We start from the raw sequence: 15,851 nt of genomic DNA, 5'->3' as shown, positions 1-15,851 counted from the left end.
AGAAAGCGGGGCGCACGTCACTTGACGGGCGCCCCGGTATTTTCTGCCGGTTGGGAACGAGGAAAGGCGCCAGCGTCGCCGCAACGCTAAGCATCGGCAGGCAAGCCTGGAAGCTTGCGCCAGCTTGCCCCCGCAAGGAGCATCCACCACGGTAAGTTCGCGCAATGGCGGGAAGTTTCGTGCGGTGGTGGTGGCTTTCTCCGCCGCGGTCGCTTACATCGGTCTCACGGAATGAAACCGGGGGGAAAATGATCCTTGATCGGGACGAAGCGGCGGGCCTCTGGCTCGGCCGCATCTGGCGGCCGGGCATCGGGCCTTGCGTCGTCACCTTGCGCAACGGGCAGCTTGTAGACATCACCAGCAAGGCCGCGCCGACGGTGCGGGACGTGATGGAACTGGACGACCCGGCGGCCCACGTGCGCGGCGCCGAGGGCGAGGCCGTTGGCACGCCGGATGACTTTGCCGCAATGGGCGGCTCGGGCGACGATGCGCGCTTTCTGTCGCCTTGCGATCTGCAGGCGGTCAAGGCCTGCGGCGTGACCTTCGCCCGGTCGATGGTCGAGCGGGTGATCGAAGAACAGGCGGCGGGCGATCCGGACAAGGCCGCCGGGATTCGTGCCAAGGTGTCCGAGATCATCGGCGACAGCCTCGACCAGATCGAGGCCGGCAGCGAGCAGGCTGCGCAAGTCAAGGCCGAGCTGATCCGGCTGGGCATGTGGTCGCAATACCTGGAAGTCGGGATCGGACCCGACGCCGAGGTCTTCTCGAAGGCGCAGCCGCTTTCGGCAATGGGCTGGGGCGCGGACGTGGGCCTGCACCCGATCTCGAAGTGGAACAACCCGGAGCCCGAGATCGTACTGGCGGTGAACAGCCGCGGGCAGATCGTCGGCGCGACCCTGGGCAATGACGTGAACCTGCGCGATGTCGAGGGCCGCTCGGCGCTGCTGCTGGGCAAGGCGAAGGACAACAACGCCTCCTGCGCGGTGGGGCCGATGATCCGGCTTTTCGACGACGGTTTCACGCTGGACGACGTGCGCATGGCCGAACTGGACATGCGCATCGAGGGCACCGACGGCTACGTGCTTCACGGCCATTCCTCGATGAAGGAGATTAGCCGTGATCCCGCCGATCTGGTCGCGCAAACCATCGGGCGGCATCACCAGTACCCGGACGGGCTGGTACTGTTCCTTGGCACGCTGTTCGCCCCGACCGAAGACCGCGACACGCCGGGCCAGGGGTTCACTCACAAGGCCGGCGACGTGGTCAGCATCTCCTGTGCCGGGCTCGGCACGCTGACCAACACGGTCCGTCTTTCCACCGAATGCCCGGAATGGACCTTCGGCGCCGCGGCGCTGATGCGGAACCTCTCCGGGCGCAACCTTCTTTGACTGCAAGCGAGGACGACATGAGCATTACCGGCAAGCACCTGATCGCTGGCGACTGGGTCGCAGGCGAGACCACGTTCAAATCCGACCCGGCGCATGGTCCCGCGCACGAGTTCGCAGTCGGCACGCCCGAGCTGGTGAACATCGCCGCCGAGGCCGCCGAAGAGGCGTTCTGGTCCTACGGTTACACCACACGGGGAGAGCGTGCCGCCTTCCTCGACAAGATCGCCGACGAGATCGAGGCTCGCGCCGACGCCATCACCGAAATCGGCACCCAGGAGACCGGCCTGCCAGAGGCGCGGCTCAACGGCGAGCGGGGCCGCACCACCGGGCAGTTGCGCCTGTTCGCCGAGCACATCCGCAAAGGTGATTACCTGGACCGCCGGCATGATGCCGCCCTGCCCGACCGTCAGCCGCTGCCGCGCCCGGACTTGAAGATGGTGCAGCGGCCCATCGGCCCGGTCGCCGTGTTCGGCGCGTCGAACTTCCCGCTGGCCTTCTCGACCGCCGGGGGCGACACCGCCGCGGCGCTGGCCGCCGGCTGCCCGGTCGTGGTCAAGGGCCACTCCGCCCACCCCGGCACCGGCGAGATCGTTGCACAGGCCGTGGACGCCGCGGTGCGCGCCTGCGGCATGCACCCGGGCGTCTTCAGCCTCATCCAGGGCGGCAAGCGCGACGTCGGCCAGGCGCTGGTGCAGCACCCGAGGATCAAGGCCGTTGGCTTCACGGGCAGCCTTGGCGGTGGCCGCGCGCTGTTCGACCTTTGCGCGCAGCGCCCTGAACCGATCCCGTTCTTCGGCGAACTAGGCTCGGTCAACCCGATGTTCCTGCTGCCGAATGCGCTGGGTGCACGCGGCGATGACATTGCCAAGGGCTGGGCCGGGTCGCTGACCATGGGCGCGGGCCAGTTCTGCACCAACCCCGGCGTCGCGGTGGCGCTGGAAGGCGCGGATGTCGACAGCTTCGTGGAGGCAGCTCGCGGCGCGCTGGAAGGCGCCGATGCGCAGACCATGCTGACCGACGGTATCGCCCAGGCCTATCGCGACGGCCGCGACCGGATCGCGGGTTCGGCCGGTGTGCAGGAAGTGCTGACCTCGACCTGCGACCTGCGGAACGCGACGCCCTATCTCTACCGGACCACGGCCAAGCAGTGGCTCGAGAATGAAGAACTGGGCGAGGAAGTCTTCGGCCCCCTCGGCATGATCGTGACCGCGACCTCGGAAGCCGAGATGCAGGCCGTTGCCCGCTCGCTGCAGGGTCAGCTGACCTGCACGATCCACATGGACGACGGCGATACCGGGCTGGCGCAGGCACTGATGCCGGTGCTGGAGCGCAAGGCCGGCCGGCTGTTGGTCAACGGTTTCCCAACGGGAGTGGAAGTGTCCGACACGATGGTACACGGCGGCCCCTACCCCGCCTCGACGAACTTCGGCGCGACCTCGGTTGGAACGCTGTCGATCCGTCGCTTCCTGCGGCCGGTGTGCTACCAGAACATGCCCGACGCGCTGCTGCCGAAAGACCTGCAGTAATTTATTCCGGGCGGCGCGCATCGCGCGCCGCCCTGTTCGCCTCCCGCGCCAGTCTCGCTAACCGGTCGGCCTAACCCCGCGGCATCCCCTTTGGGCGCATCAGCCGTTTCTGCGCGGCGATCCGGAACGGGGAGTTCGGCGCACCGTAGCCGCCATAGCCGCCCACCCTCTGGACGATCTCGAAAAAGAGCCCCCCCGCGAAAGGCTGACTGTAGAGCTGGAGGAACGCCCCGTCCGCGTCCTCGTCATAGAGAATGTCGAGCGCCTTCATCTCGTCCAGCCGCGCCGGGTCGAGCGTGAACCGAGCCTCGAGATCGCGGTAGTAGTTCACGGTCATCGGCAACGTCCGAAACCCCAAGGCAGCCATCCGCCGCGCGGTTGCGAAGATGTCGCCGGTGCTGAAGGCGACGTGCTGTATCGCGCTGCCGAAGCTTTCGGCCAGAAAACTGCCGGCGAGCGTGCGATGGGTTTCAGCGCCGTTTAGGGTGATGCGCATGGCGCCCTGCCGCGCCCGGATCGCCTGGCTGCGCACCAGCCCGTCCGGATCGACGACGTCGACCATGGGCGCGCGCTCCATGTCGAAGATCGAGGTGTAGAACAGCGCCCAACTGAGCATCTCGTCGTAGTTCATCGTCTCGGCGAGGTGATCCACCCCGGTCAGTCCAGCATCCTGAGGGGTCACCGCCCCGGTATCCCGGAACTCGATCGACCAGACGTCCGCAAGGCCGCTCTGCTCGTCGACGAAATGGGTGACACCGCCCCCGACGCTGCGGATCGCGGGAATGTCCAGTTCTCCGGGACCGAGCGGCTGGCTGAAGGGCGTCGCTCCCAGTGCCACCGCGCGGCGGATCGTGTCGTCCACGCTGGCGACCCGGATCCCGAGATCGCAGATCGTGGTGCCGTGGGTGGCATAGGCCGACCCGGCGTAGCCCGACGTTTCCTGATTGATCACGATCCGGATCCCGCCCTGCTGCCAGAGCGCGACATTCTTGCCAATGTGATCGCCGACATGCGCAAAGCCCATGCTTCGGAGCAACGTGGCCAGCGCCTCGGCCTCGCCCCCTTGGGCGGCAAATTCGATGAACTCGACGCCCTCGATCTGTACCCGGGAAGGAATGTCGGGCACCTCGATCCGGATGTCAGCCTCGGCGCGCCGAACGTCCTCCATCAATGCGACCAGCGAGCGGTAGCCGTCGCGGGCGAGGCTTTCGGGGCGCCCGCCACGGAACTGATCGTTAAATATCTCGAGGCTGATCGGCCCGTCGTAGCCTGTGGCCGCGACCGCACGCATGAAGTCCGTGACTGGCAGATCGCCCTCGCCCGGCATGTTGCGGAAATGGCGCGACCAGTAGAGCAGGTCCATCTCGATCAGCGGAGCATCGGCCAGTTGCACGAAGAAGATCCGGTCGCCGGGGATGCGCCGGATCGTGTCCGGGTCGATCCCGCGCGACAAGGTGTGAAAACTGTCCAGGATCACCCCGATGTTTGGATGATCGGCCCGTCGCACCACCTCCCAGGCGTCGCGGTGGTCGTTGACGTGCCGCCCCCAGGCCAGCGCCTCGTAACCGACGCGGATGCCCCGTGCAGCGGCGATCTCGCCGAGTTCTGCAAAGTCCCCGGCGGCCCGGTCGATACCACCCAGCGCCTCTGGGTGCAGCGACGAGCAGACCAGCATCAGATCGGTGCCCAGTTCGGCCATCGTGTCGAACTTGTGCTTCGCCCGGTCAAACGCCTTGTCACGCGCGGACCCGGCCAGCCCCTCGAAATCGCGGAACGGCTGAAAAAGCGTGATCTCCAGCCCGTGGTCACGGATCAGCTGCCCGATCTCGCGCGGGCTGCCCGCGTCGGCGATGAAATCCTGCTCGAATATTTCTATCCCGTCGAAACCCGCCTTGGCGATTGCGTCCAGCTTCTCGCGCAGGTTGCCCGAGATCGAGACCGTGGCGATCGAAGTCTTCATGCCGGTTCCTCCCGTTCCTCCAGAAGCGCGGCGCGCAGCGCGTTCTCGTCGAGCGGCAGTCCGGCGAACAGGTCCCAGGCGTGCAGGCCCTGAAAGAAGAACAGCTCATAGCCCGAGATGATCGCCGCCCCAGCCGCCCGCGCATCGGTCAGGAACTCGGTCTCGACCGGTGTGTAGACCGCATCGAAGACCCATTCGGCCGCGACCAGCGCGTCCCTGGGGACCGGCGAGCCGGGATAGCCGACCATACCTACCGGCGTACCGTTGAGGACGCCCGCGGCGTTCCGCGCGGCCTCGCCCGCGTCGGTCATGGTCAGCACCCGGACGCCATCGGAGCCGGAGCGAATGTCGTCGGCCAACGCCTCGGCGCGCCCTAGGTCCAAGTCGACCAATCGGATTTCCTCGGCCCCGAGCGCGACCAATGCGAAAGCCAGGGCCCGGCCTACGCCGCCGGTCCCGACAAGGCAGCAGACGCCGGGCGCGGTCTGCCCGCGCACGAGCCGGTAGGCGGCGACGAAACCGGTGTAGTCTGTGTTGAACCCCTGCGGGCCCTCGGGGCGGAACAGCACGGTGTTGACCGCGCCGATCGCCCGCACCAACGGATCCTCGATGGAAACCCGGCGCACCACCCGCTCCTTGTAAGGGTATGTGACGTTGATCCCTTCGAAGCCGCCGGCTACGCAGCCGTCGAAGACCGCGTCGAACTCCTGCTCCATCTGTTTCGGAACCAGCCGATCGTAGGTCACCGCCACGCCGGCCTGCTGCCCCGCCAGCCCATGCAGCACCGGGGCGCGGGAGCGGGCGATGTTGTCTCCGATCAGGCCCAGCTTGAGGGATTTGACCTGGCTCATTTCTTCACGCTCCGTTTGCCGCCCGCGAAGCCCCTGCCCTTGGCCAGCGCCCAGAGCGGCGTCTGCGAGACGAAGATCAGGATCACTGACAGGAACAGGATCAGCGACAGCGGGCTGGTCGCGATCCCCTCGAAGAAGCGGCCGAGGTCCTCCCGCTCCGAGATGATGGCCCGCCGCCAGTTGTCATCCAGGAGTCGCGACAGGATCACGCCCAGGATCACCGGTCCGAGCGGATAACCGTAATGCCGCATGAAATAGCCGAAGATGCCGAAGCCGAGCATCCAATAGACGTCGGTGATCGAGTTGTTCACCGCGTACGCACCGACGATCGAAAGAAGCATGATCAGTGGGATCAGCACTGCGCGCGGCATCTCGACGATCTTGGTGAACAGGCGGATCCCGGTCAGGCCGAAGATCAGCATGAAGATGTTTGCCATCACCAGACAGCCGACGATGAACCAGAACATGTCCGGTTTGTCGATCATCAGCATCGGGCCCGGGTTCAGACCGTGGATGAAAAGCGCCCCTATCATGATCGCGGTCACAGCATCGCCGGGAATACCCAGGGTCATCATCGGGATGAAGGCCCCGCCAACGGCGGCGTTGTTGGCGGTCTCGGGGGCGACCAACCCTTCCATGGCACCATCGCCAAAGGGCCGCTCAGGCGATTTCGTGACCCGTTTGGCGTGGTCGTAGGCCATCAGCGCCGCGATGTCTCCGCCAGTCCCCGGAAGCGCGCCGATCACCACGCCGATGGTCGAAGTCTGGAGCGACAGCGGCAGATGTTTCTTCACCGTGGCCAGCGACGGGATAATGCGGCTGATCTTCTGGCGCACCGCGTCCTTGTCGACATGGTGCAGTTGCAGCAGCGCCTCAGAGATGCCGAACATGCCGATCATCACCGCGATGAACGAGATCCCGCCCTCCATCAGCCGGAGGTCGAAGGTGAAGCGCTCGGCGAAGGTCAGCGGGTCACGACCGACCGCGCCGATGGCGATGCCAAGCGCGCCGGCGAAGATGCCCTTGACGAGGCTGCCCTGGCTGAGCGAACCGACCAGCAGGATGCCGAGGATCGCCAGCAGCATGTAGTCCCTGGGCTGGAAGCGCAGCGCGAAGTCCGAGACCATGGGCGCTGCCAGAGCCAGCACGCCTATGCCGACGAAGCCGCCGATGAACGACATCACCGTGGTGACGCCGATCGCGGTCCCGGCCTCGCCGCGCTTGGCCATCGGATAGCCGTCGAGCGCCGTCGCGATGGCCGAGGGCGCGCCGGGAATGTTCAGCAGGATCGCCGTCCGCGAGCCGCCGTAGACGCCCCCCATGTAGATCCCGATCATAAGCGATATTGCAGGGTAAACGTCCCATGAGAAGGTGAACGAGATCAGGATCGAGACTGCCATCGTCACCGACAGACCCGGGATCGCGCCCACGTAGACGCCTGCGAAGGTGCCGAGGCCCACCAGCATCAGAAGCTTTGGCTGGGTGAAGACTGTGAGGAAGTCCATCAGCGAGGTCACTGGGACGGCTCCTCGCCCATGAGATCACGGAACATCTGGATGAACTCGGCCTCGGGGACGATCCCTGCGGGCATCAGCACAGTGAAGACAATGCGGAAGATCAGCCAGATCGCGGCCAGGCTGCCCAGCGACACTGTGACGGTCCAGAACCAGCTGCGGCGCGAGAGGATCTTGATCGAAGCGACGAGGAACAGTGCCGAGGTCGGCAGGAAGCCCAAGGGGCGAAGCAGCGCACCGTAGGCGACGAGAAAGGCCGCGAAGATCAGGACGACGCCGGGAAGGATGTCGCGCGCCAGCGTCTCGGCGCGGTCCAGCGGCAGCCGGGCGGTTCGCAGGACGATGATTGCGGCGCTGACCACCATCGCGAAGGTCGTCGCCATCGGAACCGAGCCGGGAGCGGACAGTGCCTCGAAGCCCGAGATGCCGTAGGCACTCCAGAGCAGGAACAGGCTGGCAGCGAGCATGACGATGCCGAAGGCCAACTCTCCCGGGCGGCGCAGACCGGGCTCGCCGCCCGGTGTCGCGTCCGAGGTGCCATCATGATGGTCGGGATCGATGCGTTGCATCGTGGTCTCCCTTGCGCGTGCGTCAGGAAAAATCGGGAGCCGCGATGGGAACACACGGCACCTGAGAGGCCGCGGCGGTCGTTCGGACCGCCGCGGGCCGGCTCACTCGCCGGGACGGGCGATCCCGAATTCCTCGGGCGAAGCCTTGGTCAGGCCGGCGTCCTGCAACAGCCAGGCAGTGCCCTGCTGCCACTTGGTCAGGAATTCTTCGGCCTCTGCGCCCGAAATTCCCATCAGCGTAAAGCCGCGGTCATCCATCAGTTGCACGAAATCCGGATGCTGAGCGCCCTCTGCGTAGGCGGCCGACAACTTGGATATCACGTCGTCCGGCGTGCCCTTCGGGGCGAATACTCCGAAGAACGGCCCCCAGGGCAGATAGGTGCTGTAAGCGTCGTTGAATTGAGTGACGAAGGGCGCGTCGGGCAGTTTCTCGTTCGCCGCCACGTCGAAGACCGCCAGCGGCTTCATGTTGCCAGCGCGGATGCCCTCTATCGCGGCGCCCAACACCGCAGGCATCACGTCGATGGCGCCACCCTGAAGCGCGGTCAGCGCCGGGCCGTCGCCATCATAGGGAACCGAGATCACCTCCAGTTCGCCCTCGACCGCGCCGATCATGGCGTTGATTACCGACGGCAAACCGCCGGGACCGGTCGAGCCGAAGCGGACCTCGCCGGGATTCTCCTTGATGTAGGCGACCATCTCGGCGTAGTCGGCGAACGGCGCTTCCGGGTTGGCGACCAGGATCGGCGTGCCGCGGGCAAGGATCGAGATCGGGACGAACTCGCCGTAGTCCTTTTCGCCCAGCCCCATCACCTTGTAGAGCATCGGGTTTTCCGCGCCCATCAGCAGGGTGTAGCCGTCGGCGTCCGACTCCGCGACGTGGTTCAAGGCAATCGCACCCACCGCGCCCGTCATGTTCTGCATGACGACCGTACCGCCAAGCGCCTCTTCGGCATGAGGCGTGACCGAACGCATCACGGTATCGGTGGAGCCGCCCGCCCCCCACTGGATGATCCCCTGGATCTCTTTCTCGGGATATTCCGCGTTAGCGGCGGTCGCGCTCAGCGCCAGCGCACCAAGCGCGCCGATCAGCAGTCGTTTCATGGCATCTCTCCCTTGCGTGCCGTTATGCGCCGGTCGGGCCGGCGTTGTTGTGGGGACAAGGATCGCCACAAACGAGCATAACGTCAAATACCCGTTCATCCCGCAGATTAACCTTATGTTATGCTCGCTCCCAAGGCCGCTGGCGGATCGCGCGGCCAAGCTCGCGCCGAAAGTGCTGGATCGTTTCCTCGGCGAAGCCGGACAACACCCGCCCCTTCTTGCGCGCGACGTAGCTACGAACCTTGACCTCCTCGGCAAGCGGGCGGCGCACCAGCCCGGGCATGTAGATCTCGGCAACCGAAAACTCGTCGATCACGGCGACGCCCAGCCCGTGCCGGACCAAGCTTACCACCGTCTGCGCGAACCGGCCCCGCATCGAGTGGCGTAGAGGTATCCCGGATTGCTGGAACGGTTCTGCGAGCAGCGCGCCGTAGGGGTCCGAGGGATCGACGCCGATCAGGTCCTCGTTCCGCAGATCGGTAACCGAAACGGCCGGTTCGTTGGCAAGCCGATGCCCCTCGGGCAGGATCACCACCAGTCTCCCCTCGGCGATCTGCTCGTTCTCAATGGCGGCGCTCTGGACGGCAGAGCTCATGATCACGAACTCGCCACGTTCGAGCAGCAGGTAGTCGACCGTCTCCTCGATCTTCAGGATGTTGAGGTCGATGAACAGATCGGCATATCGGCTACGGACCTGCCGCAGCACCCTTGCCGCGATGAACTGCGCGATGGAAGGCGCCGAAGCGAAGGCGAGCCGAACGTCCTCCCCTTTTTGCAGCGCACCGACCGCATGTTGCAGGTTCTCGACCCCCTTGTAGACCTCGCGCACCTGATCGAAGACACGGCCCGCCTCGACCGAGGGCACGAAAAGTCCGGCCTTGCGCTCGAACAGCCTCAGGCCCAGCGATTCCTCGGTATGCTTGACGAGGCGGCTGATTCCGGGGGCCGAGACGTGCAGCATCTCCGCCGCCCCGCTGATCGTGCCGGTCATCATGACCGCGCGGATCACCTCGATCTGGCGCAGGGTCATCTCGGGCATGGCGTCCTCCGGTACCGCTTGGCTTAACATGACGTTAACGACGAGAACCGACAAGCATTTGACGTTAAGTCGCCGCTGCTCGACCTTTTGGGAAACGAACGGGGAGCGAACGTGACGACAACCGCGTGGACCGAGGAGGCGGACCTCGTCGTGGCCGGATCCGGCGCTGCGGGGCTGGCCGCCGCCGTCACCGCCGCACACCATGGGCTGAAGGTCATCCTGACCGAGAAGGAGGCCGTGCTCGGCGGCACCACCGCCTGGTCGGGTGGCTGGATCTGGGCGCCCGGCAATCCGGTCGCGCAGCGCCTCGGCATCACCGAAGATGACGGTTCACCGAGGCGATATCTCGAAGCTGTGCTCGGAAACAACTTCGATGCAGAGCTGGTCGATGCTTTTCTTTCGGCCGCGCCCGAGATGATCGGCTTCCTCGAAGCCGAAACTGCTCTGGAGTTCGAGTGCGGCGCGAAGATCCCCGACACCTACGGTGATTTGCCCGGCGCCGGCACCGGCGGCCGCTCGGTAATCGCCCGGCCCTACGACGCCCGCGCACTGGGTGCGGAGAGGCAGCTTCTGCGCGAGCCACTGCCCGAGACCAGTTTCCTCGGCATGACGATTCAGGCCGGCCCCGACCTTCGCGCCTTCATGACCGCCTCCCGGTCGCCGTCTTCGGCGCTCTACGCTACGCGCCGCTTGGCACGCCACCTGTGGGAGCGGGCGCGGTACGGGCGCGGCATGCAGGTCCGGAACGGCAACGCATTGGTCGCACGTCTTATCCGCTCGGCGCTCGATCTGGATATCGACCTGCGGCCCGGCCATGCCGTGACACGGCTTGAGATGGACGAGACCGGCGTCTGCGGTGTCGTGCAGACCTCCGCCGGAACCGAAACGACCATTCGAACCCGGCGCGGCGTAGTGCTGGCCTGCGGCGGGTACCCTCACGACCTGCCGCGGCGCGCGGCGAGTTTCCCGCATCCCGAGGTGCACCTGCCGCTGGCCGTCCCCTCCGCCACCGGCGACGGGCTGCGCCTCGGTGAAGCCGCGGGCGGGCAGCAAGCCATGAACCTCGCCGCGCCCGGCGCGTGGTGTCCGGTGTCCGAGGTCACCTGGCCCGACGGCAGGAAGGGCGTGTTCCCGCACATCATCGACCGCGGCAAGCCGGGCGTGATCGGCGTCAGCGCGGACGGCAAGCGGTTCTGCAATGAAGGCTTGGGTTACCACGACTACGTGCAAGCGATGTTCGAGGCGACGCCCGAGGGCAAACAACCCGTCTCGTGGCTGGTATGCGACCACCGTTTCCTGCGCCGCTACGGCCTCGGTATCGTACGCCCCGCCCCGCTGCCCATCGGGCCATGGCTGCGCAGCGACTATCTCAAGACCGCGCGGAGCGTCGAGGAACTGGCGCGGGCCTGCGGCATCGACCCGGGCGGGCTGGCCGCTACCATCGAGCGCTACAACGAAGGTGCACGGCAAGGCAACGATCCCGACTTCGCGCGGGGCACCACGCCCTACATGAGGCTTCAGGGCGATCCGGAGATCGCCCCCAACCCCTGCCTCGCGCCGATCGAGCGCGCGCCGTTCTACGCCGTTCGTGTCGTCCCCGGCAGCTTCGGCACTTTCGCGGGGTTGCGCACTGACGGGCAGGCGCGCGTGCTGGACGCGGACGGCGCGCCGATCCCGGGGCTCTATGCCGCGGGCACCGACATGGCGAGCGTGATGGGCGGGCACTATCCCGCCGGGGGCATCAACCTCGGCCCGGCGCTGACCTTCGGATATATCGCCGGGCGCAATGCCGCCGGGGTTGCGCCATGAGCCGCCTGCTGTCCTTGGCGCACCTGACCGCCATCGGCCTGCCTCCACCGGCGCTGATCCACGCAGCGGCACGCGCGGGCTTCGACGCCGTGGGTCTTCGCCTGATCCGTGTCACGGATGACAGCCCCGGCTATCCGCTGATGGACGATCCCGCGATGATGCGTGAAACCCGCGCGACGCTGGCCGAAACCGGCCTCGCAGTTCACGACATCGAGTTCGTCCGGATCACGCCGAAACTTGTTCCAAGGTCACTGGAAGCGTTCCTGGACGCCGGGGCCGAGTTGGGCGCGCGTGAAGTTATCGCCGCGCCCTATGACACAGACCTCGCCCGGCTGGCCGATACGCTTGGGAAACTGTCTGAACTGGCCGCACGACGTGGAGTTGGCGTTTCGCTGGAATTCTTCCCCTGGACCGTGGTGCCGAACCTCGACGTGGCTCTCAGTCTGGCGGGCGAGGCCGGCGCATCGGTCGGAATCCTCGCGGACAGCCTGCATTTCGACCGGTCGGGCAGCAGCCTAGAAAGCCTGCGCACCGTCCCGCCTCATCGCCTGAGGTTCGCGCATCTCTGCGACGCCCCGGTGCACCCGCCCTATTCGACCGAGGACCTGCTCCACGCCGGGCGCGCCGAACGGCTGCCGCCCGGATGTGGCCAGATCGACCTGCGCGCGTTCCTGACCGCGCTTCCGCCAGATCTGCCGCTGGGGCTGGAGGTCCCGATGACGGCCCGAACGAAAGAAATCGGAGCTGATGCCGTCATTGGCGAAGTGATGACCGCGACCCGCACGCTACTAAACGGGCTTTAGCGCGCGACGTGCCAGTGCAGGGCGAAGCCGGGATCGAAGACCGTCAGCGGGCCTTCCCCGGTTTCAAGCGAACTCGGCAGGTCCACAGGCGTATCCAGCCGCTCCAGCCGGATCGTCTCGGTCGGGGCCGGGAGCCTGTAGAAAGCCGCGCCGTACGCGCCGACGAAATCAGGCAGGCGATCGAGCGCGCGCTCTTCTTCGAAGACATGCGCGAGGCAGGCGAGCGTATTCAACGCCGTGAAGCACCCCGCGCAGCCGCAGGGACTGAGCTTGCCTTCGTCGAGATGCGGCGCGCTGTCGGTACCGAGGAAATAGCGCGGGTCGCCCGAGGTCGCCGCCTTGCGCAGCGCCTGTCGATGCTCCTCGCGCTTGACGATCGGTAGGCAGTAGTAGTGCGGCCGGATGCCGCCCGCCAGCAGGTTGTTGCGGTTGATGATCAGGTGGTGCGTGGTCAGCGTCGCGCCCAGCCCTTGCTCCACCGAGGCCACGTAGTCGACACCATCCTTCGTGGTGACATGCTCCATCACCACGCGCAGGCCGGGCACGCGGCGGCGTACGGGGTCGAGCACCCGGTCTATGAAAACCGCCTCGCGGTCGAAGATGTCGATATCCGGGTCCGTCACCTCCCCGTGGACGCAAAGTGGCAGGCCGATCTCGGCCATGCGCTCCAGTACCGGGATCACCTTCTCGATGTCGCGCACACCCGAGTCCGAGTTGGTCGTCGCCCCCGCCGGATAGAGCTTCACCGCCTTGATCAGCCCCGATTCCGCCGCGGCAGCCAGATCATCGGGATCCGTCGTCTCGGTCAGGTAGAGAGTCATCAGCGGCTCGAACGTGCTGCCCTCGGGCAGGGCCGCGAGGATCCGCTCGCGATAGGCGGCGGCGTCAGCGCCCGTGACCACCGGGGGTACGAGGTTGGGCATGATGATCGCCCGCCCGAAATGCGCCGCCGTGACCGGAGTGACCGTGCGCAACATTGCGCCGTCGCGCAGGTGTAGGTGCATGTCGTCGGGCAGCGGCAGGGTCAGGGTGCGGGTCATCGGGCTCTCCGGCTGGCAGGGGTTGCGGCTGTCTGGCATGGCCCGGGCGCCCGCGCAAGCTCAGGCGGGCGGCAGAGTGATCCGCGCGCGCAGCCCCGGAGCGTTGTCGAGCAGTTCAAGCCTGCCGCCGTGCAGATGGGCGACAGCCCGAACGAGGCTCAGCCCCAGCCCCGAACCATCGCCGCCCCGCGCGCTGTCGAGTCGTACGAAACGGTCCGCGACCGTGGCACGGTCCTTGTCGGGGATGCCGGGACCATTGTCCGCCACCTCGACGCAGGCGCCGCTGTCCTTCAAGGGGTGGGCGCGCACCTCTACCCGCCCCTCGCCCGCCGGGGCGTATTTCAGGGCGTTGTCGATCAGGTTGGCGACTGCCTGCGCGACTAGTTGCGGTTCACCCCGCGCCGGGGCCTGCTGCACATCCAATGCGACCTCGATGCCACGCGCCTCTGCGACCGGCTGGTACAGCTCGGCGGCATCCTCGGCGATGGCGGCAAGGTCGAGCGGCTTCCACGCGTCGCCCGGCACTCGTGCCTCGGCGCGCGCGATATCCAGCAGGTTCGCGAGGATCTTCATCGCGGCGTCGATCTGCTCCAGCGCATGGGTCATGACAACCTGCGCGTCCTCGCCCTCGGCGTTTCGAAGCAGCGCCAGTTCCAGTTCAGCGCGGACGCGGGTCAGCGGCTTGCGAACGTCGTGGCTGATCGCGTCGGTCGCCAACCGCATGCCGCTCATCAAGGCCTCGATCCGGTCGAGCATCGCATTCACGCTGCCCGCCAGCCGGTCGAACTCGTCGCCCGAGCCCGCGAGCGGCACGCGGCGCTCGAGGTTTCCGGCGGCAATACGCTCGCCCGCCTCGGCGGCGACCTCGACCCGGCGGAGCACCCGGCGGCCCAGCAGGACGCCTGATACGAGGCCCAGCGCGATGGCGCCGAGGATCACCCACACGGCGGTGCGGATGAAACGCTGCCGAACGATGAACTGATCCTCGCTGTCGCGGCCGACCAGCAGTCGATAGCCGCGGGGAAGATCAAAGGTCAGCGCCCTGACCCGGCGTTCGGTACTGGACGCGCCGTCGCGTTTGGTCACCGGGAAGCTGACTTCCCCCGGCTCGTCGTGTCCTGCAGGCCAGGCCGAAAGGTTCCCCGCCCGCCGTCGTCCGTCGGGCCCGATCAGCAAGTAGACGTTGTCACCGCGCGCGTCCGGCCCGGTGCGGGCCTCGATCGCCTCGACGAGACGTGTGAGCCCCCCTTCCTCGAACCGCTCCGACAATGCCCGGATTTCGGCGTCCAGCGTCGCCTCGGTCTGCCGGTCCACGACGGCGACCGTGCCGAAATAGACCGCCCCCAGACCGCCGCCCAGCACAAGGCAGAAGAGCAGCGTCAGCACGGCAGCGAAACGCACCGGAGTGGTGCGCCAGAGACCGCGCGGCAGGCTCAAGCGCCAGCCTTCATCATGTAGCCGGCGCCGCGCACGGTGTGCAGCAGCGGCTTGTCGAATCCCTTGTCGATCTTCTGCCGAAGCCGGCTGATGTGCACGTCGATGACGTTGGTCTGCGGGTCGAAATTGTAGTCCCAGACGCCTTCGAGCAGCATGGTGCGGGTGACGACGCGGCCGGGGCGGCGCATGAAATACTCGAGGATCTTGAACTCGCGCGGCAACAACGGGATCTCCTGCCCCGACCTTGTGGCCGTGCGGGCCAGCAGGTCCAGCACCAGATCGCCCACCTCGAGCGTGGTCGCCTCGGCATCGCCCGCGCCGCCGCGCCGCGTCAACGCGTCGAGCCGCGCCAGCAGCTCCGAAAAGGCGAACGGCTTGGTCAGGTAGTCGTCGCCTCCCGCGCGCAGACCCTGAACCCGGTCGTCCACCTGCGCCAGCGCCGAAAGCACCAGCACCGGCGTTGCCCTGCCCTCGGCCCGCAGCGTGCGCACGACCGAAAGACCGTCCATGCTCGGCAGCATGCGGTCGATCACGATGGCGTCGTGGCTCCCTGTCAGCGCAGCGGCCAGCCCCTCGGGGCCGGTATGGCAGACATCGCAGACATGTCCGCTCTCACGCAGCCCGTCCGAAAGGTAGCGGGCGGTTTCCACGTCATCTTCGACGATCAGCAGACGCATGGCTCCCTCAAGCTCTTGTCCGGCTTACGATTTGCGCCGGACCGTGCCCGAGCGCAAGCACCGCCCGCGCAGATGAAGATTTTTTAATGCCCCCGCAATGAGGGCGACAGATCGCCGTCCCAGATTGCAACCTG

Annotated in this window: 13 protein-coding genes; 4 read left to right on the top strand and 9 right to left on the bottom strand. The window is 66.8% G+C overall.

Annotated features, from left to right (window positions below):
* The first annotated feature begins 248 nt into the window (after positions 1-248).
* Together ACW9UR_RS04820 and ACW9UR_RS04815 are read left to right on the top strand one after the other, a co-directional pair.
* A complete protein-coding gene (locus ACW9UR_RS04820; RefSeq protein ID WP_458915783.1) occupies positions 249-1,388 on the top strand; it encodes a fumarylacetoacetate hydrolase family protein in 1,140 nt (379 codons plus the stop codon).
* 17 nt (positions 1,389-1,405) lie between these two features.
* Positions 1,406-2,914 (top strand): aldehyde dehydrogenase (NADP(+)), encoded by a 1,509-nt coding sequence (locus tag ACW9UR_RS04815; protein WP_458915782.1) that lies wholly within the window; start codon positions 1,406-1,408, stop codon positions 2,912-2,914.
* 70 nt (positions 2,915-2,984) lie between these two features.
* On the opposite strand, the gene ACW9UR_RS04810 is transcribed toward ACW9UR_RS04815, so the two are convergent.
* The 6 genes from ACW9UR_RS04810 to ACW9UR_RS04785 all read right to left on the bottom strand — a co-directional run bounded on the left by ACW9UR_RS04810 (position 2,985) and on the right by ACW9UR_RS04785 (position 9,951).
* Positions 2,985-4,874, bottom strand: coding sequence for a bifunctional sugar phosphate isomerase/epimerase/4-hydroxyphenylpyruvate dioxygenase family protein (locus ACW9UR_RS04810; protein WP_458915781.1), 1,890 nt, complete (start codon positions 4,872-4,874; stop codon positions 2,985-2,987).
* Positions 4,871-5,725 (bottom strand): shikimate dehydrogenase family protein, encoded by an 855-nt coding sequence (locus ACW9UR_RS04805; protein ID WP_458915779.1) that lies wholly within the window; start codon positions 5,723-5,725, stop codon positions 4,871-4,873. Before ACW9UR_RS04805 ends, ACW9UR_RS04810 begins: the two co-directional genes overlap by 4 nt.
* Complete coding sequence (locus tag ACW9UR_RS04800) at positions 5,722-7,230, bottom strand: tripartite tricarboxylate transporter permease (protein WP_458916166.1); 1,509 nt, start codon at positions 7,228-7,230, stop codon at positions 5,722-5,724. The genes ACW9UR_RS04805 and ACW9UR_RS04800 overlap by 4 nt, the downstream gene beginning before the upstream one ends.
* An 8-nt stretch (positions 7,231-7,238) precedes the next feature.
* Complete coding sequence (locus tag ACW9UR_RS04795; RefSeq protein ID WP_458915778.1) at positions 7,239-7,808, bottom strand: tripartite tricarboxylate transporter TctB family protein; 570 nt, start codon at positions 7,806-7,808, stop codon at positions 7,239-7,241.
* A gap of 102 nt (positions 7,809-7,910) precedes the next feature.
* Positions 7,911-8,912: a Bug family tripartite tricarboxylate transporter substrate binding protein gene (locus ACW9UR_RS04790; protein WP_458915777.1), complete on the bottom strand. Its 1,002-nt coding sequence runs from the start codon at positions 8,910-8,912 to the stop codon at positions 7,911-7,913.
* A 118-nt stretch (positions 8,913-9,030) separates the two neighbouring features.
* The gene (locus ACW9UR_RS04785) at positions 9,031-9,951 is read right to left on the bottom strand and encodes a LysR substrate-binding domain-containing protein (protein WP_458915776.1); all 921 of its coding nucleotides are present in this window, start codon (positions 9,949-9,951) and stop codon (positions 9,031-9,033) included.
* Positions 9,952-10,062: 111 nt separating this feature from the next.
* Here ACW9UR_RS04785 and ACW9UR_RS04780 point away from each other — a divergent pair, with 111 nt between their 5' ends.
* Both ACW9UR_RS04780 and ACW9UR_RS04775 read left to right on the top strand, forming a co-directional pair.
* Entirely contained in the window at positions 10,063-11,760 is a 1,698-nt protein-coding gene (locus tag ACW9UR_RS04780; protein ID WP_458915775.1) for an FAD-dependent oxidoreductase, read from the top strand.
* On the top strand, positions 11,757-12,563 hold the full coding sequence (locus tag ACW9UR_RS04775) for a sugar phosphate isomerase/epimerase family protein (protein ID WP_458915774.1): 807 nt from the start codon (positions 11,757-11,759) through the stop codon (positions 12,561-12,563). Before ACW9UR_RS04780 ends, ACW9UR_RS04775 begins: the two co-directional genes overlap by 4 nt.
* Here the strand turns inward: ACW9UR_RS04775 and pyrC are convergent.
* The 3 genes from pyrC to ACW9UR_RS04760 are packed head-to-tail and all read right to left on the bottom strand — an operon-like array spanning position 12,560 to position 15,717.
* Positions 12,560-13,603 carry a dihydroorotase gene (pyrC, locus tag ACW9UR_RS04770; protein ID WP_458915773.1) on the bottom strand — a complete coding sequence of 348 codons (1,044 nt, stop codon included), beginning with the start codon at positions 13,601-13,603 and terminating at the stop codon, positions 12,560-12,562. The two genes, ACW9UR_RS04775 and pyrC, sit on opposite strands and share 4 nt — an antisense overlap.
* Positions 13,604-13,663: 60 nt before the next feature.
* Entirely contained in the window at positions 13,664-15,040 is a 1,377-nt protein-coding gene (locus ACW9UR_RS04765; RefSeq protein ID WP_458915772.1) for a sensor histidine kinase, read from the bottom strand.
* Positions 15,037-15,717 (bottom strand): response regulator transcription factor, encoded by a 681-nt coding sequence (locus ACW9UR_RS04760; protein WP_458915771.1) that lies wholly within the window; start codon positions 15,715-15,717, stop codon positions 15,037-15,039. The genes ACW9UR_RS04765 and ACW9UR_RS04760 overlap by 4 nt, the downstream gene beginning before the upstream one ends.
* Positions 15,718-15,851 lie beyond the last annotated feature (134 nt).

This window comes from Halovulum sp. GXIMD14794 (genome assembly GCF_054457455.1).
This window is presented reverse-complemented; position numbering and strand designations above follow the sequence as displayed.